Origin of the sequence: Pseudomonas sp. ML96, from assembly GCF_000761545.1 — a bacterium.
Taxonomy (GTDB): Bacteria; Pseudomonadota; Gammaproteobacteria; order Pseudomonadales; family Pseudomonadaceae; genus Aquipseudomonas.
Window position 1 is genome coordinate 150,441 of sequence record NZ_JPMY01000006.1, and the last position, 20,853, is coordinate 171,293.

General features: G+C 66.1%; 22 protein-coding genes. 12 read left to right on the plus strand and 10 right to left on the minus strand.

All coding sequences use genetic code 11. The features are described from left to right. The first annotated feature begins 71 nt into the window (after positions 1 to 71). The 3 genes from rpoH (at position 72) to IP89_RS04710 (ending at position 2,351) form a co-directional block, all read left to right on the plus strand. Complete coding sequence (gene rpoH / locus IP89_RS04700) at positions 72 to 926, plus strand: RNA polymerase sigma factor RpoH (protein ID WP_043308027.1); 855 nt, start codon at positions 72 to 74, stop codon at positions 924 to 926. 59 nt (positions 927 to 985) lie between these two features. Beyond that, complete coding sequence (locus tag IP89_RS04705; protein WP_043308028.1) at positions 986 to 1,576, plus strand: hypothetical protein; 591 nt, start codon at positions 986 to 988, stop codon at positions 1,574 to 1,576. An 88-nt stretch (positions 1,577 to 1,664) separates the two neighbouring features. Continuing rightward, positions 1,665 to 2,351 (plus strand): lysoplasmalogenase, encoded by a 687-nt coding sequence (locus IP89_RS04710; protein WP_043308029.1) that lies wholly within the window; start codon positions 1,665 to 1,667, stop codon positions 2,349 to 2,351. On the opposite strand, the gene mtgA is transcribed toward IP89_RS04710, so the two are convergent. Further along, entirely contained in the window at positions 2,293 to 3,030 is a 738-nt protein-coding gene (mtgA, locus tag IP89_RS04715; RefSeq protein ID WP_043308030.1) for a monofunctional biosynthetic peptidoglycan transglycosylase, read from the minus strand. The two genes, IP89_RS04710 and mtgA, sit on opposite strands and share 59 nt — an antisense overlap. A gap of 65 nt (positions 3,031 to 3,095) precedes the next feature. Here mtgA and IP89_RS04720 point away from each other — a divergent pair, with 65 nt between their 5' ends. The 5 genes from IP89_RS04720 to IP89_RS04740 all read left to right on the plus strand — a co-directional run bounded on the left by IP89_RS04720 (position 3,096) and on the right by IP89_RS04740 (position 6,794). Next, entirely contained in the window at positions 3,096 to 3,473 is a 378-nt protein-coding gene (locus IP89_RS04720) for a DUF423 domain-containing protein (RefSeq protein WP_043308031.1), read from the plus strand. A gap of 81 nt (positions 3,474 to 3,554) precedes the next feature. Continuing rightward, complete coding sequence (gene thiS / locus IP89_RS04725) at positions 3,555 to 3,755, plus strand: sulfur carrier protein ThiS (protein ID WP_043308032.1); 201 nt, start codon at positions 3,555 to 3,557, stop codon at positions 3,753 to 3,755. Between the two features lie 17 nt (positions 3,756 to 3,772). Beyond that, positions 3,773 to 4,564, plus strand: a complete 792-nt coding sequence (locus IP89_RS04730; RefSeq protein ID WP_043308033.1) for a thiazole synthase — start codon at positions 3,773 to 3,775, stop codon at positions 4,562 to 4,564. Between the two features lie 57 nt (positions 4,565 to 4,621). Beyond that, a complete protein-coding gene (gene trmB / locus IP89_RS04735; RefSeq protein ID WP_218185986.1) occupies positions 4,622 to 5,293 on the plus strand; it encodes a tRNA (guanosine(46)-N7)-methyltransferase TrmB in 672 nt (223 codons plus the stop codon). Between the two features lie 154 nt (positions 5,294 to 5,447). After that, positions 5,448 to 6,794 carry a DUF1329 domain-containing protein gene (locus IP89_RS04740; protein ID WP_043308035.1) on the plus strand — a complete coding sequence of 449 codons (1,347 nt, stop codon included), beginning with the start codon at positions 5,448 to 5,450 and terminating at the stop codon, positions 6,792 to 6,794. A gap of 65 nt (positions 6,795 to 6,859) precedes the next feature. Here IP89_RS04740 and IP89_RS04745 read toward each other — a convergent pair whose 3' ends face one another. Together IP89_RS04745 and yrfG are read right to left on the minus strand one after the other, a co-directional pair. Further along, on the minus strand, positions 6,860 to 7,306 hold the full coding sequence (locus IP89_RS04745) for a YMGG-like glycine zipper-containing protein (protein ID WP_043308036.1): 447 nt from the start codon (positions 7,304 to 7,306) through the stop codon (positions 6,860 to 6,862). 147 nt (positions 7,307 to 7,453) lie between these two features. Further along, positions 7,454 to 8,128 (minus strand): GMP/IMP nucleotidase, encoded by a 675-nt coding sequence (gene yrfG, locus IP89_RS04750; RefSeq protein ID WP_043308037.1) that lies wholly within the window; start codon positions 8,126 to 8,128, stop codon positions 7,454 to 7,456. Positions 8,129 to 8,220: 92 nt separating this feature from the next. Between yrfG and nudE the strand changes: the two genes are divergently transcribed. The 3 genes from nudE to IP89_RS04765 are packed head-to-tail and all read left to right on the plus strand — an operon-like array spanning position 8,221 to position 10,054. Then, on the plus strand, positions 8,221 to 8,787 hold the full coding sequence (nudE, locus tag IP89_RS04755) for an ADP compounds hydrolase NudE (protein ID WP_043308038.1): 567 nt from the start codon (positions 8,221 to 8,223) through the stop codon (positions 8,785 to 8,787). Then, the gene (gene cysQ, locus IP89_RS04760; RefSeq protein ID WP_043308039.1) at positions 8,784 to 9,605 is read left to right on the plus strand and encodes a 3'(2'),5'-bisphosphate nucleotidase CysQ; all 822 of its coding nucleotides are present in this window, start codon (positions 8,784 to 8,786) and stop codon (positions 9,603 to 9,605) included. Before nudE ends, cysQ begins: the two co-directional genes overlap by 4 nt. Further along, a complete protein-coding gene (locus tag IP89_RS04765) occupies positions 9,605 to 10,054 on the plus strand; it encodes a thioesterase domain-containing protein (protein WP_043308040.1) in 450 nt (149 codons plus the stop codon). Before cysQ ends, IP89_RS04765 begins: the two co-directional genes overlap by 1 nt. 12 nt (positions 10,055 to 10,066) lie before the next feature. Here IP89_RS04765 and IP89_RS04770 read toward each other — a convergent pair whose 3' ends face one another. The 5 genes from IP89_RS04770 to arcD form a co-directional block, all read right to left on the minus strand. Continuing rightward, positions 10,067 to 11,950, minus strand: a complete 1,884-nt coding sequence (locus IP89_RS04770; RefSeq protein ID WP_043308041.1) for a beta-ketoacyl synthase — start codon at positions 11,948 to 11,950, stop codon at positions 10,067 to 10,069. Positions 11,951 to 12,120: 170 nt separating this feature from the next. After that, positions 12,121 to 13,047, minus strand: coding sequence for a carbamate kinase (arcC, locus tag IP89_RS04775; RefSeq protein WP_043308042.1), 927 nt, complete (start codon positions 13,045 to 13,047; stop codon positions 12,121 to 12,123). Between the two features lie 54 nt (positions 13,048 to 13,101). Further along, positions 13,102 to 14,112, minus strand: a complete 1,011-nt coding sequence (locus IP89_RS04780) for an ornithine carbamoyltransferase (RefSeq protein ID WP_043308043.1) — start codon at positions 14,110 to 14,112, stop codon at positions 13,102 to 13,104. Positions 14,113 to 14,176: 64 nt separating this feature from the next. After that, complete coding sequence (gene arcA / locus IP89_RS04785; protein ID WP_043308044.1) at positions 14,177 to 15,427, minus strand: arginine deiminase; 1,251 nt, start codon at positions 15,425 to 15,427, stop codon at positions 14,177 to 14,179. Between the two features lie 15 nt (positions 15,428 to 15,442). Continuing rightward, the gene (arcD, locus tag IP89_RS04790; RefSeq protein WP_043308045.1) at positions 15,443 to 16,870 is read right to left on the minus strand and encodes an arginine-ornithine antiporter; all 1,428 of its coding nucleotides are present in this window, start codon (positions 16,868 to 16,870) and stop codon (positions 15,443 to 15,445) included. 358 nt (positions 16,871 to 17,228) lie between these two features. Between arcD and IP89_RS04795 the strand changes: the two genes are divergently transcribed. Continuing rightward, the gene (locus tag IP89_RS04795; RefSeq protein WP_043308046.1) at positions 17,229 to 17,600 is read left to right on the plus strand and encodes a DUF5064 family protein; all 372 of its coding nucleotides are present in this window, start codon (positions 17,229 to 17,231) and stop codon (positions 17,598 to 17,600) included. A gap of 8 nt (positions 17,601 to 17,608) precedes the next feature. Here the strand turns inward: IP89_RS04795 and IP89_RS04800 are convergent, their stop codons facing one another. Both IP89_RS04800 and IP89_RS04805 read right to left on the minus strand, forming a co-directional pair. Then, complete coding sequence (locus IP89_RS04800) at positions 17,609 to 18,973, minus strand: sigma-54 dependent transcriptional regulator (RefSeq protein ID WP_043308047.1); 1,365 nt, start codon at positions 18,971 to 18,973, stop codon at positions 17,609 to 17,611. Continuing rightward, positions 18,970 to 20,778: an ATP-binding protein gene (locus tag IP89_RS04805; RefSeq protein WP_043308048.1), complete on the minus strand. Its 1,809-nt coding sequence runs from the start codon at positions 20,776 to 20,778 to the stop codon at positions 18,970 to 18,972. Before IP89_RS04805 ends, IP89_RS04800 begins: the two co-directional genes overlap by 4 nt. Positions 20,779 to 20,853: the final 75 nt, after the last annotated feature.

The window sequence follows — 20,853 nt, forward strand, 5'->3', positions numbered from 1 at the left end:
TTCGTCCAGCTTGCCCGTCTCAGGATCGACGGTGCTAGACTGCGCCGATCCCGTAATACCGGAGGTTTTTGATGACCACTTCCCTGCAACCTGTCCATGCCCTAGTCCCAGGCGCCAACCTGGAGGCCTATGTGCATGCGGTGAACAGCATTCCGTTGCTGTCCGTCGAGCAGGAGCGCGAGCTGGCCGAGAGTCTCTACTACGAGCAAGACCTGGAAGCCGCGCGCCAGATGGTGCTGGCCCACCTGCGTTTCGTCGTGCACATCGCCCGCAGCTATGCCGGTTATGGCCTGGCCCAGGCCGACCTGATTCAGGAAGGCAACGTCGGCCTGATGAAGGCGGTCAAGCGTTTCAACCCTGAGATGGGTGTGCGCCTGGTGTCCTTCGCCGTGCACTGGATCAAGGCCGAGATTCACGAGTTCATTCTGCGCAACTGGCGCATCGTCAAGGTCGCCACCACCAAGGCGCAGCGCAAGCTGTTCTTCAACCTGCGCAGCCAGAAGAAGCGTCTGGCCTGGCTGAGCAACGATGAAGTGCATGCCGTGGCCGACAGCCTGGGCGTGGAGCCGCGCGAAGTGCGCGAGATGGAGAGCCGTCTGACGGGCCATGACATGGCCTTCGATCCGGCCGCTGATGCCGACGACGACACCGCCTACCAGTCGCCGGCTCACTACCTGGAAGACCATCGCTACGATCCGGCTCGCCAGCTGGAAGAGGCTGACTGGAGCGACAGCGCCAACGCCAGCCTGCACGAAGCGCTGGAAGGCCTGGACGAGCGCAGCCGCGACATCCTCTACCAGCGCTGGCTGGCCGAGGAGAAGGCGACCCTGCATGACCTGGCTGCCAAGTACAACGTCTCCGCCGAGCGTATTCGCCAGTTGGAGAAGAACGCCATGAACAAGCTGAAAGGCTCGATTCAGGCGTAAGTCGCACCACCCCGAGAAGCCGCACCCAGGTGCGGCTTTTTTCTGTCCGGAGTTTGTTCGTGAGTCGTCGTCCGCCCGCCCTGCTGTTCACCATCGTGGCCCTGGCCAGCTGCCTGCTCGGCTACTGGTTTCTGACTCCGCGCGAGGACAAGCCCGCGCCGTCGCCCTGGTTGCAGCAGTGGGATGTCGAGGTGCTGCGGCCGCTGCTCGAGGACCGCCTCACCGTCGGCGATCTGAGTCAGCGTCTGTCCGCGTCTGAGCTGTGGCTGCAGCCGCGCCTGGACGGCCCGCGTCTGCTGCTGCGCGGTGAGCTGGACGGTTGGCAGGTAGAGGGCGAGCTGACGCTCAGCGATGCGCAGCGCGCCAGCCTGGCCGCAGCCAGTGGTGTGCGCCCGAACGACCCCGAGCAGCCTCAGTCGGCGGAGATGCTGACACAACTGGCCGGGCGCAACATCGAGGGGCTCAATCTGTTGCCACAGCAACTGGTGCCGGCGACGACGCTGAGCGCCAGCCTGGGTGAGCCGCGTCTGCGCCTGCAGCTGCAGGAGGGCGAGGCCTGGGTCTATCCGCAGCAGGGCCTGACCGCGCATATCAAGGATGGGCACGTGCAGTTGCTGCGCGCCGTGCCCAAGCGCCTGTTGCAGCACTGACGCGTTCGGCCATGGCTGCTGGCGCCTGACGACTGGTCGGGCGGCGTGGCCATAGGCAGGATCGGCTCTCCATCTACGGGAGTCCGCCATGTCTGCCAGCCAGCTGCGCCTCTACACCCTCGCCATCGGGCTGGGTGTCATCTATCTGCTCCTGCTGCCGCTCAAGCCCTATCCGCTGGGCTGGCTGCTCAAGCCGCTGCCCATGCTGATCTTCGCCGCCCTGGCCTGGCGGGCTTTCCCCGGCGCGGCCGGGCGCTGGCTGGCGCTGGGATTCCTGGGCGCGGCCGCCGGTGACTTCTTCCTCGATTTCGGTAACCGTGATGGTCTGTTCATCCAGGCGCTGCTGTCCTTCCTGGTCAACCAGCTGGCCTTCGTGGTGGCCTTCGCCCTGCTCGGGCGCGGCCGACCCTGGCTGCTCTGGCGCAGCCTGCCGGTCGTGCTCTATTCCCTGCTGATGGCGGCCTGGATGCTGCCGGCGGCCGGGGCACTGAAGATCCCGGTGGCGATCTATCTGAGCTGCCTGCTGGCCATGGCCATCCTGGCCGGGCGCTTGGAGTCGCGGCCGGGTCCGCTGTGGCTGGGCGCCATGCTGTTCGTGGTGGCGGACTCGCTGATCGGGGTGAACAAGTTCGTGCAGCCCTTCCCGCATGCGGTGCTGGTGATCGTCACCTGCTACTTCAGCGGCCAGGCGCTGATTGCCTGGGGCTTGCTGCGCCTCAGGAGCGCGGCGCCCACTTCGGCCACCATTGCGGCAGCTGCCACGACAGCTGGCTGAGGTAGTGGCTGCCGCCCAGCTGGTAGCTCTGCTGGCGAATCCAGGCGGCGCGGCGCTGCACATGCGGGCCGGGACGGCTGGCGCTCCAGGCGCGCGGGTTGGGCAGCACGGCGGCGAGCAGGCTGGCCTGGGTGCGTGACAGGTAGGGCGCGCCGACCTTGAAGTGGTGGCGTGCGGCGGCCTCGGCACCGAACACGCCGTCGCCCCATTCCACGCTGTTGAGGTACACCTCGAGGATGCGCTGCTTGGGCCAGAGCAGCTCGATCAGGCCGGTGAACCAGGCTTCCAGCGCCTTGCGCGGCCAGCTGCGGCCGGACCAGAGGAACAGGTTCTTGGCCACCTGCTGACTGATGGTGCTGGCGCCGCGCAGGCTGCCGCCCTCGGCGTTGTGCTCCAGGGCCTGGCGGATGGCGGCGACGTCGAAGCCCCAGTGCTCGGCGAACTTCTGGTCCTCGGCGGCGATCACCGCGATCTTCAGGCTGTCCGGCAGCTCCTTCCATGGACGCCAGCTGCGCTGCAGGTCGATCGGCTCACCATCGACCCAGGACTGCACCTTGCGCTCGGCCATCAGCGCGGTGCCGGGCGGGTCGATCCAGCGCAACGCCAGTACCAGCAGTGCGGAGCCGGCGGCGAACCACAGCAGCAGCTTGATCAGGCGACGGAACAGGTTGCGCAGCATGGCTTGGCCCGGTGGGAGGGAGCGGCCATTATAGCGGCCGCATTCAACCTGTCTGGGAACCGATCATGTTACGAGTCTTTCTGTTGCTGGCGGCTGTGGCCGGCTTCTCCGGCGTGGCTCTCGGCGCCTTCGCCGCCCACGGCCTCAAGGGCCAGCTGAGCGCGGAGTATCTGGCGGTGTTCCAGACTGGCGTGCACTACCAGCTGATCCACGCCCTGGCCCTGTTCGGTGTGGCGCTGCTCGCCGAGCGCCTGCCTGGCCGCCTGCTCAAGGCCGCCGGTAGCATGTTCGCGCTCGGTATCCTGCTGTTCTCCGGTAGCCTCTATCTGCTGACCCTGAGCGCTGTGGGCAAGCTGGGTATGATCACCCCGCTGGGCGGCGTGTGCTTCCTCGCCGGCTGGCTGTGCCTGGGGCTGGCAGCCTGGCGCAGCGGCCGCGCCTGACGGATGGTGTGCGCTTGCCTTGGTGGCTGTCGCCGATCGGGCTAGAATGCCGACCCTTTTTCAGAATCTGACCGACCAGCCATGCTCATCCAGTTGAACGGCGAACCCTTCGAGTTGCCCGACGGCGCCACGGTCACCGACCTGCTCGTGCGCCTCGATGCTGCCGGCAAGCGGGTGGCGGTCGAGCTCAATCTGGACATCGTGCCGCGCAGCCAGCACGGCTCCACCATCCTGCGCGACGGCGACCAGCTGGAAGTCGTTCACGCCATCGGCGGCGGCTAGTCGCCCGAGGAACTGCCATGAGCGCCATCATCGACAAGCCCTTCACCCTGGCCGGCCGCACCTACGAGTCGCGTCTGCTGGTGGGTACCGGCAAGTACAAGGACCTCGAGGAAACCCGCCTGGCCATCGAGGCCAGCGGTGCCGAGATCGTCACCGTGGCGGTGCGCCGGACCAACATCGGGCAGAACCCGGGCGAGCCGAACCTGCTCGACGTGATCTCGCCGGACAAGTACACCATCCTGCCCAACACCGCCGGCTGCTATAACGCCGAGGAAGCGGTGCGCACCTGCCGCCTGGCCCGCGAGCTGCTCGACGGCCACAAGCTGGTCAAGCTGGAAGTGCTGGCCGACCAGAAGACCCTGTTTCCCAACGTGATCGAGACCCTCAAGGCCGCCGAAGTGCTGGTCAAGGAAGGCTTCGACGTGATGGTCTACACCAGCGATGACCCGATCATCGCCCGCCAGCTGGCCGAGATGGGCTGCATCGCGGTGATGCCGCTGGCCGGCCTGATCGGTACCGGGCTGGGCATCTGCAACCCCTACAACCTGCGCATCATCCTCGAAGAAGCGACCGTGCCGGTGCTGGTCGACGCCGGCGTAGGTACCGCCTCCGACGCCACCATCGCCATGGAGCTGGGTTGCGAAGCGGTGCTGATGAACAGCGCCATCGCCCACGCCCAGGACCCGATCCTGATGGGTGCGGCGATGAAGCACGCGATCATCGCCGGGCGCATGGCCTACCTGGCCGGGCGCATGCCGAAGAAACTCTATGCCAGCGCGTCCTCGCCGCTGGACGGCTTGATCAAGTAAGAGAATTCAATGAGCGACATCATCGAGCCGGCAGACGAAGGCACTGCCCAGCGCCATATGCGCGCCATCAAGAGTTTCGTCATGCGCTCCGGGCGCATGACCGAAGGCCAGCAGCGTGGCCTGGACCAGGGCTGGCCGCAGTTCGGCCTGCAGCTGGAAGACGGCCTGCGCGACTTCGACCAGGTGTTCGGCCGCAGCGCGCCGCGCACCTTCGAGATCGGCTTCGGCATGGGCCACGCCACCCTGGAGATGGCCGCTGCCGCGCCGGAGCAGGACTTCATCGGCGTGGAAGTGCACAAGCCGGGTGTCGGTGCCCTGCTCAACGGCATGCTCACGCAGAACCTCTCCAACATCCGCGTATACAGCTGCGACGCCCTGGAAGTGCTGCGCGACTGCGTGGCCGACGCCAGCCTCGACCGCGTCCTGTTGTTCTTCCCCGATCCCTGGCACAAGGCCCGTCACCACAAGCGCCGCATCGTCCAGGCGAGCTTCGCCGAACTGGTACGCAGCAAGCTCAAGGTCGGCGGCATCTTGCACATGGCCACCGATTGGCAGCCATATGCGGAACATATGTTGGAGGTAATGTCGCTGGCTCCGGGCTACCATAATGTGGCCGGCGCCGCGGGTTACGTAGAACGCCCCAGCGAGCGCCCGGTGACCAAGTTCGAGAAGCGCGGCGAGCGCCTCGGCCATGGGGTCTGGGACCTCAAGTTCCAGCGTACCGAGTAAGTATTCAGAGCCCTGCCGGATGCGGGGCCGATGACCGGGCCCACCCGGCGCCAGGATGGCCAAAGCCTCACCCAACGCTAATCCGCAAGCGCGGCCGTGTCTGGCCGTACGAATAAGAAGTAGCGGCGTCGGAGTGCGCCGCGAGGAGAATGCTGTGCTGAGAACTCTTGCTGTACTGTCTCTGGCGGCTGCCGTCAGTCTGCCGGCACACGCCCGCGTCGACGCGACCCAGGCCGCGCGCCTCGGCCAGGACCTGACGCCGCTGGGCGGCGAGCGCGCCGGCAATGCCGCCGGCACCATCCCGTCCTGGGAGGGTGGCGTAGCCACGCCGCCGGCCAACTATCAGCCCGGCATGCACCATCCGGACCCCTTCGCCGCCGATGCCGAGCTGTATCGCGTCGACAAGAACAACATGGCCCAGTACAAGGCCGTGCTGACCCCGGGTTACCAGAAGCTGCTGGCGGAAAGTCCGGACTACTACCTGCGCGTGCTGCCTACGCGCCGTAGCGCCGCCTCGCCGCAGCGTATCTACGATGCCACGCGTTACAATGCCACCAACGCCAGCCTGATCGCCGGCGGTAACGGTATCGAAGGCACCGCGGCCGGCATTCCCTTCCCGATCCCGCAGAGCGGCCAGGAAGCGATCTGGAACCACATCACCCGCTACCGTGGTGAGCAGACCCGCATGACCACCAACCACGCCGCTGTGCTCAAGGGCGGCGACTATGTGCTGGTCAAGCGCGAGCGCGACATCATGTTCATCTACGGTCGTGAGGGCGTGACCCCCGCCGATCTGGACAACACCCTGTTCTTCTACAAGTACGTGGTGACCGCGCCGAGCAAACTGGCCGGTTCCTCGCTGGTGGTGCAGGAGACCCTCGACCAGGTCCTGGCGATCCGCAAGGCCTGGCGCTTCAGCCGTGGCGAGCGTCGTGTACGTCGCCTGCCGATGCTGGCCTATGAGGCCATGCAGCCGGACACCAACGGCATGGCCACCGCCGACGTGGTCGATGCCTACAACGGTGCGCCGGACCGCTACGAGTGGACCCTGGTGGGCAAGCAGGAAATGCTGGTGCCGTACAACAGCTACGCCGTGCACCAGAAGGGCATCGCCTACGAGAAGATCCTGCAGAAGAAGCACGTCAATCCCGAGCTGCTGCGCCACGAGCTGCACCGCGTCTGGGTGGTCGATGCCAAGCTGCGTAAGGGCTTCAGCCATCCGTATGCCGCGCGTCGCTTCTACATCGACGAGGACAGCTGGCAGATCCTCGCCGTCGACCTGTACGACAAGAACGGCGAACTGGTCGGCCTGCAGGAAGCGCACCCGATCAGCTACTACGAAGTACCGGTCTTCGTCAGCACCCTGGAGACCATCTACGACTTCAAGGGCCAGCGTTACTTCGTCGACGGCCTGGACAACAACGAACCGATGTACGACTTCGGCGTCAAGCTGAACAAGGGCGACTTCACCGCTGCCGCCCTGCGCCGCGAAGGCATCTGATCGGATAGCTTTCAGACGCCGCAAAACACAAGGCCCGCATCGTGCGGGCCTTGTCGTTTCTGCGATCAGTCGTGATCGTGGTGGCGGTGCTTGTGCTTCTTCTTGTAGTGCTTCTTGTGCCCGCGATGCTCGCCGCGGTCGTGGCCATCATCGTCCTGGTCATCACCGTAGTAGTTGCCCAGCGCGCCGCCAGCGCCGCCACCCACTGCCGCGCCGATGGCGCCACCGGTGCTGCCGCCGACCTTGTTGCCGATCACCTGGCCGCCGGCCGCGCCGATGCCGCCGCCAATGGCCGCCTCGGTACGATTGCGCTTGTCGGCGCCGACCGCACTGCCGGCCGCGCCGCCGACGCCGGCACCGATGGCGGCGCCGGTGCTGCCGCCGATCTGCTCGCCGACCACGCTACCCAGCGCGCCGCCCAGGGCGCCGCCGACGCCGGCCGAGGTGTTGCCGGCCAGTGCGCTGGCGCTGGCCAGGCCGAGAGAGAGCAGGAGAACAGAGGAGTACTTCATTAACACGGACCTTCGTTGGTGGATGGCGCACATGCTGCCAGCGCCGCTTCGCTGGGCAAGTGGCGCTTGCCCAGGCTGCGAGGCCAGTCACGGCTTGTGCAAAAAATGGCGCAGTCGGCGAACCGGGGCAGGTTGGGGCTGTCCGGATCAGGCAGGGAGGGCGAGCTGCGCGCTGAGCTGGCGGTAGTCCTCGACGGCGGCGAACTCCTCGGTGTCCTTGGCCTGGCCGCGGCTGTCCGGCTGGCGTACCGCCCGCAGGTGGGTGACGCCATAGCGCCCGGCGCTGCGCAGGATCGGCAGGCTGTCGTCGATGAACAGGCTACGCGCCGGATCGAAGGGGAAGTCCTGCTGCAGGGCGAACCAGAACTGCTGGTCTTCCTTGGGGAAGCCGTAGTCGTGGGAGCTGATCAGGCGATCGAAGTAGGGTGCCAGCTCGACCTTCTCCAACTTCAGCGACAGCGAGTCGCGATGGGCGTTGGTGATCAGTACCACGCGCTTGCCGGCGGTGCGCAGTGCCTGGAGGAAGGTGTCGGCATCCGGGCGCAGGGCGATCAGGTGGGCCACCTCGCGCTTGAGGTCGCGCACCGAGAGCTTCAGCTCGCGGCTCCAGAAATCCGTGCAGTACCAGGGCAGGGTGCCGGCGTGCTCGCGGAACAGCGGCAGCAACTCGGCCTCGGCGGCCTCGCGGCTCACACCGTGCAATTCGGCATAGCGCTGTGGCAGGTGTTGCAGCCAGAAATGGTTGTCGAAGTGCAGGTCGAGCAGGGTGCCGTCCATGTCGAGCAGGACGGTATCGATATCGGCCCAGGGCAGCTGATGCATGGCAAAGTCCGGAAACAGACGAAGAGCGAAGAAGCCGCGCGGATGTTCCGGCGCAGCGGGGTATGATACCCGTTCGAATCAAGGAGCGAATGATGCGTGAGAAACCCCAGGTGCTGGCCCGCGAGATCGTCGCCAGCAGCCGCCTGTTCCGCGTCGAAGAGCTGCAGCTGCGCTTCGCCAATGGCGTCGAGCGCACCTACGAGCGGCTGGTGGGCAAGGGCTCGGGCTACGGCGCGGTGATGGTGGTGGCGCTGCTCGACGCCGAGCACGCGGTGCTGGTCGAGGAGTACTGCGCCGGTACCGACGACTACCAGCTATCGCTGCCCAAGGGCCTGATCGAGCCCGGCGAGGACGTGCTGGTGGCTGCCAATCGTGAGCTCAAGGAAGAAGCCGGTTTCGGCGCCGAGCGCCTGGAACTGATCGCCGAGCTGAGCCTGTCGCCCGGCTACATGAGCCAGAAGATCCAGGTGGTGCTGGCCCGCGATCTCTACGAGGAGAGCCTGCCGGGCGACGAGCCCGAGCCGCTGCGGGTCGACAAGGTCAACCTGCGCGAGCTCAGCGCCCTGGTCCAGCACCCGCAATTCACCGAGGGCCGTGCATTGGCCGCCCTCTATCTGGTCCGCGACCTGCTGAGCCAACGTGGAGAGTTCAAGCTGTGAGTCATCCCTATCTGCCGGCGGTGATCGCCCTGGTTCAGCGTGCCGGCCAGGCCACCCTGCCGCACTGGCGCAACGACGTTGCGGTGGTCGAGAAGGCCGACGCCTCGCCGGTCACCGCCGCTGACCTGGCGGCTCACGAGATCCTCGCCGCCGGCCTGCGTGAGCTGGCCCCCGAGGTGCCGGTGCTGTCCGAAGAGGACGCCGGTATTGCCCTCGCCGAGCGCACCACCTGGCAGCGTTGGTGGTTGGTCGACCCGCTCGACGGCACCAAGGAGTTCATCTCCGGTAGCGAGGAGTTCACCGTCAATGTCGCGCTGATCGAGCGCGGCCGCGTGGTATTCGGCGTGGTCGGCATTCCGGCCAATGGCCGCTGCTACTTCGGTGGCGCCGGCCTGGGTGCTTGGCGCCAGGAAGCGGGCGGCGAGCCCGAGGCCATCTCCGTGCGCCTGGCGCCGGCCGAGGCCTTCACCCTGGTGGCCAGCAAGCGCCACTCCAGTCCGGCGCAGGAGCGCTTGCTGGCCGGTCTGGCCGAGCGCTTCGGCGACTTGCAGCTGGCCAATATCGGCAGCTCGCTGAAGTTCTGCCTGCTGGCCGAAGGCAATGCCGACTGCTATCCACGCCTGGCGCCCACTTCGCAGTGGGACACCGCCGCAGCCCAGGGCGTGCTGGAAGGCGCCGGTGGCGAGGTGCTGGACCTCAAGGGCGAAGCACTGACCTACGAGGCCCGCGAGAGCTACCTCAACCCATCCTTCCTCGGCCTGCCTCAAGCTGCCGAGTGGCGCGCCGAACTGATCCAGCTGGCTCGCGCGTTCGACTGATGAGCGATGACCGCCTCTACCTGGAGCAACTGCTGCACCAGGACATCCCGCTGACCCAGGCCCTCGGCCTGGGCGTGTTGGGCTGGCATGGCGGCGAGCTGCGTCTCTCGCTGCCGCTGGCGGCCAACTTCAATCACAAGAGCAGCATGTTCGGCGGCAGCCTGTACTGTGGCGCCGTGCTGGCCGGTTGGGGCTGGCTGCACCTGAGCCTGCGCGAGGCCGGGATTAACGATGGCCATATCGTCATCCAGCAGGGCCAGATCGATTATGCCGAGCCGGTGCTGAGCGACGCCGTGGCGGCCTGTTCCGCACCCGCCGTAGCGGAGTGGGACAAGTTCCTCGCCCTCTACCGGCGCCGTGGCATGGCCCGGATCAGGCTGCACAGCCGCATCCTCGCGGGCGATACCGAGGCGGTGCGCTTCAGCGGCCAGTACGTGCTGCACCGCTGAGTCTTTGCCGCCTTACAGCATGTCGCTGTAGCGCTCGTCCTTCCTGTACAGCAACGGCTGGGCGAAGCCCGGCACCTGGATGCCGTCGGCGTTGAACTGCAGCTGCTGGTCGTCGATCAGGTCGTGGCCGAAGTTGTAGAGGATGTCGAAGCGGCCCTGCAGGGCCTGCTGGTCGTACGCCTCGGCATTGGCACGGGTGGCTTCGCGCTTGGTCTGCCAGGTGCTGAATGCAGCCTCGCCATGGCGCTTGCGCAGCATACGCTCGGCCACCTGCGGCGCCAGTACCACGCCGGTGGCGTTATTGCCGCCGAAGCCCTTGGAGTTGATGAAGCACACTTCCAGTCCGTCGACCTGGCGATCGCGGGTTTCCAGGCTCAGGTGCTGGCGATGGACATCGTCGGCGACCTTGTCGATGGTCTTCAGGCCCGGCAGCAGTCCGTGGCGGAAGGTGCCGAGGGCGGCGATCACCTGGTCGCCGCTGGCGGTGGCCAGCGAGTGGCCGAGGAAGGCCTTCACTGCGGTGATCGGCCAGCTCTCGATGCCGAACGCCGCGGCGACGCGGTCCAGCAGTTCAGATTCGGTGGTGCGGTTGGCCGGGGTGCTGGAGCCATGGGCATGGACGAAGCTGCGCTGGCGCACGCCGTCCTCGCCGACCAGCTGCATGGCGCTGGCCACGGCCTTGGCCAGGGTCAGGTAGTTGCCCGGGCCGGGTGCGGAGATGGACTTCTTGAAGCCGTCGGCGTTGATGAACACGTCCGGTACCGCGCCGTGGATGTCGGCGCCCAGCTCCAGGGCCAGTTCGTCGTCCATCAGCACCAGGAACTGGCAGGACTCGGAGAGGGTGAAGCCGCAGTTGTCGCCGAACGGCCGGCTGGCGCGCTGGAAGTCGACCTCATCGCGACCCTCGATCTTGCGCAGGCCGTCCTCGGTGGCGAGGGCGCCCATGGCGCCGTAACCGTCGATGACCTCCTGGGTGATCGGCGCCTCGGCGTTGCCGACCAGGGCCACGCGGGCCTTGCCGCTGGCGATCTGCTCGATGGCCTTCTGCAGGTTGTAGAGGAAGGTGGCGCAGGCGCCGGTGACGCTGCCGGTGGTGCCGACACTGCCGAGCACGTAGGCGTTGATGAAGTCGGCCGGCATGGTGTTCAGGCCTAGCGGGCACTGCTTGGCGGTGACCCGGCCGCCCTTGAGGCGCGACTGCAGCATGCCGCCGAAGCCATATTCGTCGAGCTGACTCATGATGCTGCCGGCAAATACCGCAACCTCATCCGGCTGCACATGGTCCTGAATAGTGCGCCAGTCCAGGCCGGTGGAGCGCAGTGCGTCGGTGGCGCCGGTCACCGCCATCTGCAGGCCGCGCGGGTGGAAGTGCGAGTGGTACAACTCTCCGGGCTCGAAGCCGGCGGGCAACTGGCCTGCGGACTTCACCGGCAGCGCGCGGTAGCTGTCGACCTTGAACTCGCAGCTGTCGCTCAGGGTGACGCGTACCTGCTGCTCGTCCACGTCTTCTACCTGCCAGGTGGCCGGTAACGGCTCGGGCAGGTGCTTGCGCAGGGTGGTGAACTGGGCGCCGCTGATGGCGAGATTCTTCTGCCAGTGGGCGGCATCGACGTCCAGGTGGCGCTTGTCGATGCGCCGTACCAGGGTGCCGGCGAGGATCTCGGCGCCATGCCGGGCCTCGATCTCGGCGAGGCTCAGCGGCTGGCCGTCGAGGCTGCGAAACTGGCCATCGACCACCTGCACCATTTTCATCATCACGGCCAGGCCGGCCAGGGTCTGCTGGCGGCTGGTGGCATCCAGCGATTCCTGGACGATGCGGCGGAAGCCGTGGTGGAACGAGCTTCTGCCGGCGGCGTTATAGCCGCCGAAGCCGACGATGACGGGTAGACGAGACATCACGCATAACTCCTTCGGGCGCCCCGGTAGGCGTTGACGCAGGCAATGGCCGTTCCGGCCAGGCGGTGGTTACCGGGTGGCGACTCAAAATGAATCGGGATGTCTGGATGACGCAGGTCGTGACTGTTAGGTCACGACCTGCCTGCCGAGTGGCAGTGAGAGGCGTTGCCTCAGTGGTAGCTGAGGCCGGGTTGTGCGGTGCTGACGCGGGTGCCGGACTTGCCCTGGACGATGGCCTCGATATTGGCCAGCGAGCCGATCACCGCGACCTTGCCGGTGTTGCGGGCGAACTCGGCCGCGGCCTGGACCTTCGGCCCCATGGAGCCGGCGGCGAAGCCGAGGCGTTCCAGTTCGTCCGGGTGGGCCTGGGCGATGGCCTTCTGCGTCGGCTTGCCCCAGTCGATGTAGGCGGCGTCCACGTCGGTGGCGATCACCAGCAGGTCGCTATCCAGCTGTTCGGCGAGCAGGGCCGAGCACAGGTCCTTGTCGATCACCGCTTCCACGCCGTGCAGCTTGCCGTTGTCGTACATGGTCGGAATGCCGCCGCCGCCAGCGCAGATCACCACGCTGCCTTTCTCCAGCAGCCACTTCACCGGGCGGATTTCGAAGATCCGCTGCGGCCGTGGGCTGGCCACCACGCGGCGGAACTTGTCGCCATCCGGAGCGATGCTCCAGCCTTTCTCCTTGGCCAGGCGCTCGGCCTCGTCCTTGGGATAGACCGGGCCGATCGGCTTGGTCGGCTTCTGGAAGGCCGGGTCGGCGCTGTCCACCTCGACCTGAGTCAGGATGGTGGCGAAGGGCACCTCGAACGGCAGCAGGTTGCCCAGTTCCTGTTCGATCATGTAGCCGATCATGCCTTCGGTCTCGGCGCCGAGTACGTCCAGCGGATAGGGGTTGGCCGGATCGTAGGCGTTGCCCTGCAGGGCCAGCAGGCCGACCTGCGGGCCGTTGCCGTGGGCGATCACCAGCTCGTTGCCGGGGGCCACCTTGGCGATCTGTTCGCAGGCGATGCGCACGTTGATGCGCTGGTTCTCTGCAGTCATGGCTTCGCCACGCCGCAGCAGGGCGTTGCCACCCAAGGCGATGACTAGTCGCATGTTGATTCTCCTTGAACGGGCGCGAGCCGGGGCGTGCCCGGCCCGCGGCGGCGGTTAGACATCGGCCAGGGTCGAGACCAGGATCGCCTTGATGGTGTGCATGCGGTTTTCCGCCTGCTCGAAGGCGATGCACCAGGGCGACTCGAACACGTCGTCGGTCACTTCGATGCCGTTCTTCAGGTGCGGGTACTGTTCGGCGATCTGCTTGCCGACCTTGGTCTCGCTGTTGTGGAAGGCCGGCAGGCAGTGCATGAACTTCACGCGTGGGTTGCCGACAGACTTCATCAGCTCGGCGTTGACCTGATAGGGCATCAGTTCCTTGATGCGTTCACCCCAGGCTTCTACCGGCTCGCCCATCGACACCCAGACGTCGGTGTGGACGAAGTCGACGCCCTTGACCGCGGCCTTGGCATCCTCGGTGAGGGTGATGCGCGCGCCGCTCTCTTCCGCGAATTTCTTGCACGCGGCAACGTGTTCATCGGTGGGCCACAGGGCCTTGGGCGCGGCGATGCGCACGTCCATGCCGAGCTTGGCGCCGATCAGCAGCAGCGAGTTGCCCATGTTGTTGCGGGCGTCGCCCAGGTAGGCGTAGCTGATCTCGTGCAGCGGCTTGTCGCTGTGCTCGCGCATGGTCAGCACGTCGGCGAGCATCTGGGTCGGGTGGTATTCGTCGGTCAGGCCGTTGAACACCGGCACGCCGGCATACGCGGCGAGGTCTTCGACGATTTCCTGTTTGAAGCCGCGGTACTCGATGGCGTCGTACATGCGCCCGAGCACGCGGGCGGTGTCCTTCATCGATTCCTTGTGGCCGATCTGCGAGGAGCCCGGGTCGATGTAGGTGACGTTAGCGCCCTGATCATAGGCGGCGACTTCAAAGGCGCAGCGGGTGCGGGTGGAGGTCTTCTCGAAGATCAGCGCGATGTTCTTGCGCAGCAGGTGCGGCTGTTCGGTGCCGGTGTACTTGGCGCGTTTCAGGTCGCGCGACAGGTCCAGCAGGTAGCGCAGCTCGCGAGTGCTGTGGTGCATCAGGCTGAGCAGGTTGCGGTTGTGCATGTTGAAAGCCATGGTTCTTCTCCTTGTGGGTATGGAAACCGCGTCCGGCGGCGTGATGGCCGCCGGGGTGGCTTTATCAGTAGTCGATCGGGTCGCGGATGATCGGGCAGGTCATGCAGTGGCCGCCGCCGCGGCCGCGGCCCAGCTCGCTGGCGCTGATGGTGATGACCTCGACGCCGGCCTTGCGCAGCAGGGTGTTGGTGTAGGTGTTGCGGTCATAGCCGACCACCACGCCTGGCTCCAGGCAGACCACGTTGTTGCCGTCGTCCCACTGTTCGCGCTCGGCCTCGAAGCTGTCGCCGCCGGTTTCCACCACGCGCAGTTTCTTCAGATTGAGCGACTCGGCGACCACGTCGAGGAAGGATTTGTTCTCGCGACGCACATCGATGCCGCCCGGCTTGCTCTCGTCCGGGCGAATCACGAACGGCACGATCTGGTAGGCGACTTCCGGGAAGACGGTGACCAGATCGCGGTCGCAGAAGCTGAACACGGTGTCCAGGTGCATGGCCGCGCGCGACTTGCCGAGACCGGCAACCACTACGCGCTCGGCAGCGCCGGCCTTGAACAGGGCCTGGGCAACCTGGCCGATGGCCTGGTGCGAAGTGCGCTCGCCCATACCGATCAGCACGGTACCGTTACCGATCGGCATCACGTCGCCACCTTCCAGGGTGGCTGCGCCGTGGTCGACATCCGGGTCGCCGTACCAGATCTGGAAGTCGGCGTTGACGAAGTCCTGGTGGTATTTGTAGATGGCGCTGGCCAGCAGGGTTTCCTGGCGGCGCGCCGGCCAGTACATGGGGTTGAGGGTGACACCACCGTAGATCCAGCAGGTGGTGTCGCGAGTGAACTGGGTGTTGGGTAGTGGCGGGAAGATGAAGCTGGACTCACCCAGGTAGGCGTTGAACATCTTCGCCACCTCGGAATCCTTGTGCTTGGCCAGGTCGGCGCCGGACACGCCACCGATCAGGTACTCGGCGATGCGGCGTGGCTCCAGGCCTTCGATGAAGGAGCGCACTTCGTTCTGCAAACCAAGGCCAACGCTGTTGGGGGTGAGCTTGCGGTCGAGGATCCACTTCAGGGCCTCGGGGCTGCGGACGGTCTCTTCGAGGAGGTTGTGCATCTCGACGACCTCGATGCCGCGTTCGCGCATCTTGGTCATGAAGTCGAAGTGGTCGCGCTTGGCCTGGGAGACCCAGATCACGTCGTCGAACAGCAGCTCGTCGCAGTTGTTGGGGGTGAGGCGCAGGTGGGCGAGGCCCGGCGAGCACACCATGACTTTGTGCAGTTTGCCGGCCTCGGAATGGACGCCTAGAGGTTTATTGGACATATCGAACTCCTTCTCTTACAGACTCAGGAAGCCGTCATACAGGCCGTAGGCGGCGATGGCGGCACCGATCAGAACGACGATGAAGATGATCTTCTCGACGTTGGTGAACACGGGTTGGTTGAGCTCGCGCTTGGCCTTGGCGAACAGGATCACGCCAGGTGCGTAGAGCAGGGCGGAGAGCAGCAGGTACTGCACGCCGGCGGCGTACACCAGCCACACCGCATAGAGGGTGGAGACCAGGGCGATGAACATGTCCTTGTTGCGCTCGCCGGGCGCGTTCTCGTAGGTCTCGCCGCGCCAGGCCAGCAGCAGGGCGTAGGCGCTGGACCAGAAGTACGGCACCAGGATCATCGAGGTGGCCAGGTACAGCAGGCTCAGGTAGGTGGAGCTGTTGAACAGGGTGATGATCAGGAACAGCTGGATCAGCCCGTTGGTCAGCCACAGCGCATTGGCCGGCACCTGGTTGGCGTTCTCCTTGCGCAGGAACTCCGGCATGGTGTGGTCTTTGGCCGAGGAGAAGATGATCTCGGCGCAGAGCAGGGTCCAGGACAGCAGGGCCCCGGCCAGCGACACCAGCAGGCCGATGGAGATCAGTTGGGCGCCCCACGGGCCGACCACCTGCTCAAGCACGCCGGCCATCGACGGGTTCTTCAGCCCGGCCAGTTCGGCCTGGGCCATGATGCCCTGGCTCAGTACGTTGACCAGCACCAGCAGCAGGAGCACGGCGATGAAGCCGATCACGGTGGCCTTGCCGACGTCGCTACGTTTCTCGGCGCGGGCGGAGAAGATGCTGGCGCCCTCGATGCCGATGAACACCCAGACGGTGACCAGCATCATGTTGCGCACCTGATCCATCACGCTGCCCAGCTTGTCGTTGCCGGCACCCCAGAAGTCGGTGGTGAACACATCGAGCTTGAAGGCGATGGCGGCGATCACGATGAACAGCGCCAGCGGCACCATCTTGGCGATGGTAGTGATGGTGTTGATGAAGGCCGCTTCCTTGATGCCGCGCAGGACCAGGAAGTGCAGCAGCCAGAGCAGGATCGAGGCGCAGATGATGGCGGGTAGCGTGTTGCCTTCGCCGAACACCGGGAAGAAATAGCCGAGGGTGGAGAACAGCAGCACCATGTAGCTGACGTTGCCGATCCAGGCACTGATCCAGTAACCCCAGGCCGAAGAGAAGCCCATGTAGTCGCCGAAGCCAGCCTTGGCGAAGGCGTACACGCCGCCGTCGAGTTCAGGCTTGCGGTTGGCCAGGGTCTGGAACACGAAGGCCAGGGTCAGCATGCCCACGCCGGTGATCAGCCAGCCGATCAGTGTGGCGCCGGCGCCGGCGCTATTGGCGATGTTCTGTGGCAGGGAAAATATCCCGCCGCCGACCATCGACCCGATTACCAGTGCGATCAGCGCGCCCAGTTTTAGTTTGTTTGCCGAATCAGACATCAAACACCTCCAAATGGCGGAGAGAAGTTATGAGCAAATTGGGCGCGCTATTGGGGGCGAGGATATTGACGTCGATCAATAGCTTGCTATCCATTGCTCGATACTACTGTCCCTGTATTGCTGGCAGAGTCGGGGTGGGCCCCGTGGGGTCGCGGATAACGCCGAGATAGAGCGGCTTGTGGGCCATGCTGCAAGCGAGGCGTGAAAGGAAATCTAGTACAGGTTTTATCGCTTGCAAGTTGCAGAAGTAAGACGGTTATTCGTAATGGCTAATTGCTAGCGTTAATTTCGGATAACTACTGGATTTGATATTTCCAATTGGTCTAATTATTTGGCGGGGGAGTTGAGGAGGTAAAAAATGTTCAGCCAAGGCCATCTCGAAGTGCATCGAGAGCCCCTGCAGGTAGGGGTTGGCATCCACCTGTGCTTCGACTATCAGGTGTGCCGGGACGAGTCCGGCTGTCATGTGGACTTTCGCCTGTCAGGCGAGGTGGGCGGGCGCCCGGTGGCGGACGATTTCAGGCTGCGCGATGACGTTGCCTACAACGTTTTGCAGAGCGCCAGACGCAGCCTGCGCCGGCAGGGCGTGGAGGCCAGCGAGCCGGCGCTGTTCGCCTTGCGCGAAGAGCTGGAGCCTCTATTCAGCGATCTGCGCCGGCAGCTGCACAGCGAGCCGGGCGACGCCGTCGATCTGCCGCGCTTCCTGCTGGATCGAGGTGTACGCGACTAGCTCGGGGCTCAGTCCTGCTCGTCGCCACCCCAGTCCAGGCCGTGTTTGCGCAGCTTGTCGTGCAGGGTCTTGCGCGGCAGGCCGAGCGCCTCGGCCAGGCTGCGCAGGGAGCCGTGCTCCTTGGCCATCTCCGCCGTGATCAGCGCCTTCTCGAAGGCCTCGACTCGCTCGCCGAGGTTCTGCCCTCCAGCACCCGCCACCGGCACCGCGCCGGGTATATCGAGGCCCAGGCCCAGGCCCATGGCAAAGCGTTCGGCGGCGTTCTGCAATTCGCGCACGTTGCCCGGCCAGGCGTGGCTGAGCAGCTGGGTTCGTTGGCCCTGTTGCAGCTCGCGGTTCGGCAAACCATGGCGCTGGGCCGCAGCCTCGGCGTGGTGCTGGAACAGCACGAGGATGTCCGCGCCGCGCTCGCGCAGCGGCGGAATGCTCAGCGGGGCGACGTTCAGGCGGTAATACAGGTCGGCGCGGAAACGGCCCTGGTCGGCGGCGATGCGCAGGTCTTCCTTGGTCGCGGCGATCACGCGGATATCCAGGGGAATCAGCTGATTGCCGCCGAGGCGCTCGACCGCGCGCTCCTGCAACAGGCGCAGCAGCTTGACCTGCACATCCGGGCTCATGCTTTCGATCTCGTCGAGGAACAGGGTGCCGCCGTTGGCGAACTCGAACTTGCCGATGCGGCGCTTCTGCGCCCCGGTGAAGGCGCCGGCCTCGTGGCCGAACAGCTCGCTCTCCACCACCGACTCGGCCAGCGCACCGGCGTTGATCGCGACGAAGGGCCCCTTCTTGCGCGAGGACAGATCGTGCAACGCGCGAGCTACCACTTCCTTGCCGGCGCCGGTTTCGCCGAGGATCAATACATCGGTGTTGATCGCGGCCAGGGCGCCGACCTGCTCGCGCAGGCGCAGCATGGGCGCGGACTGGCCGATCAGGCGTGCGCCGAGTTCGCTGCGGTCGGCCAGGGCCAGGCGCAGGCCGCGGTTGTCCAGAACCAGGCGACGCAGTTCCAGGGCGCGGCGCACGCCATCGAGCAGGGCCTCGCTGGCGAAGGGTTTTTCCAGGAAGTCATAGGCGCCGGCGCGCATGGCCTGCACGGCCAGCGGCACGTCGCCATGCCCGGTAATCAGCAGCACCGGCAGCTCGGCATCCTGCTGGTGCAGCTGTTCGAGCAACTGCAGGCCATCGATACCGGGCATGCGAATGTCGCTGACCACCACGCCGGGCCAGTCCGGCTCGATTCGTTCGGCCACACCGCGGGCATCGGCCAGCGTTTCGACCCGCAGGCCCGCCAGGTCGAGGGTCTGCGCCAGGGCCTGGCGCAGGTGCGCGTCGTCGTCGATCAGCAGGACCTGGGTGCGGGCGTCTATGGCGCTCATGAAAACTCCTCGGGCTGTTGCAGGGTGGCGCCGGGTGCGGCGCTGCGCAGCTGCAGGGTAATCAGCGCGCCGCCATCGGGATGATTGGCCAGCAGCAGCTCGCCGCCCAGGGCGCGCATCAGCGTCTCGCAGATGGCCAGGCCGAGGCCGAGGCCCTGCGTGCTGGTCTTGGTGGTGAAGAAGGGCTCGCGCGCATGGGCCAGGGCCTGCTCGGAGAAGCCCGGGCCATTGTCACGTAGCAACAGGTTGACGCCCTGTTCGGTTACTTCGGTACTCAGCCAGATGCGCCGCGGCGGCGCCTTCTCGGCCAAGGCGTCGAGGGCGTTGGCCAGCAGGTTGCCGAGCACCTGGCGCAGACGCGTCTCGCCGGCCTGCACCCACAGAGTGGCGTCCGGCAGGTCGCGGATCAGCTCGACGTCCAGCGCCCGCCGGCGCTTGGCCAGCAGGGCCAGGGCATCTTCCAGGGCCGGCTGCAGGGCGACGCTCTCCGGTGCATGGCGGTCGCGCCGGGCGAAAGCGCGCAAGTGAGCGATGATCGAGGCCATGCGCCCGGTCAGCTCGCTGATCTGCTTCAGGTTGCCGCGCGCATCGTCGGTGCGCTGGTGATCGAGCAGTACGCCGGCGTTGTCGGCGTAGCTGCGGATGGCCGCCAGCGGCTGGTTGAGTTCATGGCTGATGCTGGCGCTCATGGTGCCCAAGGCGCTCAGCTTGCCGGCCTGGACCAGCTCGTCCTGGGTGCGCAGCAGCTTCTGCTGGGCCTGCTCGCGCTCCAGTACTTCGTCCTTGAGGCGGTTGTTGAGTGTCTCCAGGTCGCGGGTACGCTCTTGCACGCGGACTTCCAGTTCGTGCCGCGCCTGCGCGTCCAGGGCGATGCGCTCTATATAGTGGCGCCGCCGTTGCAGCATCAGGCCGAGCAACAGCAGCAGAGCCAGCAGCGCCGCGCCGCCGACGGCCAGCGTGGTGCGCACCTGGCGGTCGACCAGTTGCCGTGGGGCTAGGATGCTCGCGGTCAGCCCGGTTTCCTGCAACTCACGGCTCTGGATCAGCCAGACGCCATCGTCCAGGCGCAGGGGCGACGGCGACGGGGTCGGGTATGGCTGGTTGGCGACGATGGCGGCGCGCTCGGCCTTGTCCAGTTCGCGGGTGGCGCGGAAACGCCAGTCACTGCGCGAGGAGACGATCACCACGCCATTGCTGTCGGTGACCAGCAGCTGCTCCGGCGTATTGCCCCATAGGGCCTCGGAACCATCCAGGTCGACCTTGACCACCAGGATGCCGATCACCCGTTCGCCGTCGCGTACCGGGCTGGAGAAGAAGTAGCCGCGCTTGCGCGAAGTGGTACCAAGGCCGAAGAAACGGCCCTGCTTGCCGCCCAGCGCCTCGCGGAAGTAGGGGCGATAGGAGAAGTCGCGGCCAACGAAGCTGTCGGCCTGGTCCCAGTTCGACGAGGTCAGGGTCATGCCCTGCGGGCTCATCAGGTAGATCACGTCGGCGCCGGTTTCCTCGCGCACTCGGGCGAGCAGATGGTTGGCCTGTTCCTGGCGGGCCGCGTCGGTTGGCGATGCGAGCAGGGTGCGCAGGGGTGGCAGGTCGGCGAGGATGCTCGGCAGCACCTCGAAGCGGCGCAGGTTGCCGAGCAGGTTGGCGGTGTAGAGATCAAGAGTCTGGCGATTCTGCTCGACCAACTCGCCCCGGTAGTAACGCTCGGCAAAGAACTGCAGCGGCCACAGCAACGGGGCGAGTAGCAACGCCAGCAGAGCCAGGCTGCGCCAGCGGGGGCGGTGGGGAGTGGGGACTGCGCTCATGCTGTGTCTGCGTTCCGGGAGTCGCCTTAGTATGCCAGCGCCTCGGTCGCAGAAACGAAAAAGGCCCGCATAGCT

Bases quoted from the DNA above. Each gene is read 5' to 3' on its own strand.
- thiS (WP_043308032.1), top strand. From the start codon at position 3,555: ATGCTCATCCAGTTGAACGGCGAACCCTTCGAGTTGCCCGACGGCGCC.
- IP89_RS04745 (WP_043308036.1), bottom strand. From the start codon at position 7,306: ATGAAGTACTCCTCTGTTCTCCTGCTCTCTCTCGGCCTGGCCAGCGCC.
- arcD (WP_043308045.1), bottom strand. From the start codon at position 16,870: ATGTCTGATTCGGCAAACAAACTAAAACTGGGCGCGCTGATCGCACTG.
- IP89_RS04730 (WP_043308033.1), top strand. From the start codon at position 3,773: ATGAGCGCCATCATCGACAAGCCCTTCACCCTGGCCGGCCGCACCTAC.
- mtgA (WP_043308030.1), bottom strand. From the start codon at position 3,030: ATGCTGCGCAACCTGTTCCGTCGCCTGATCAAGCTGCTGCTGTGGTTC.
- IP89_RS04710 (WP_043308029.1), top strand. From the start codon at position 1,665: ATGTCTGCCAGCCAGCTGCGCCTCTACACCCTCGCCATCGGGCTGGGT.
- rpoH (WP_043308027.1), top strand. From the start codon at position 72: ATGACCACTTCCCTGCAACCTGTCCATGCCCTAGTCCCAGGCGCCAAC.
- IP89_RS04765 (WP_043308040.1), top strand. From the start codon at position 9,605: ATGAGCGATGACCGCCTCTACCTGGAGCAACTGCTGCACCAGGACATC.
- nudE (WP_043308038.1), top strand. From the start codon at position 8,221: ATGCGTGAGAAACCCCAGGTGCTGGCCCGCGAGATCGTCGCCAGCAGC.
- IP89_RS04795 (WP_043308046.1), top strand. From the start codon at position 17,229: ATGTTCAGCCAAGGCCATCTCGAAGTGCATCGAGAGCCCCTGCAGGTA.
- IP89_RS04720 (WP_043308031.1), top strand. From the start codon at position 3,096: ATGTTACGAGTCTTTCTGTTGCTGGCGGCTGTGGCCGGCTTCTCCGGC.
- IP89_RS04770 (WP_043308041.1), bottom strand. From the start codon at position 11,950: ATGTCTCGTCTACCCGTCATCGTCGGCTTCGGCGGCTATAACGCCGCC.
- arcC (WP_043308042.1), bottom strand. From the start codon at position 13,047: ATGCGACTAGTCATCGCCTTGGGTGGCAACGCCCTGCTGCGGCGTGGC.
- trmB (WP_218185986.1), top strand. From the start codon at position 4,622: ATGCGCGCCATCAAGAGTTTCGTCATGCGCTCCGGGCGCATGACCGAA.
- yrfG (WP_043308037.1), bottom strand. From the start codon at position 8,128: ATGCATCAGCTGCCCTGGGCCGATATCGATACCGTCCTGCTCGACATG.
- IP89_RS04805 (WP_043308048.1), bottom strand. From the start codon at position 20,778: ATGAGCGCAGTCCCCACTCCCCACCGCCCCCGCTGGCGCAGCCTGGCT.
- IP89_RS04800 (WP_043308047.1), bottom strand. From the start codon at position 18,973: ATGAGCGCCATAGACGCCCGCACCCAGGTCCTGCTGATCGACGACGAC.
- IP89_RS04780 (WP_043308043.1), bottom strand. From the start codon at position 14,112: ATGGCTTTCAACATGCACAACCGCAACCTGCTCAGCCTGATGCACCAC.
- arcA (WP_043308044.1), bottom strand. From the start codon at position 15,427: ATGTCCAATAAACCTCTAGGCGTCCATTCCGAGGCCGGCAAACTGCAC.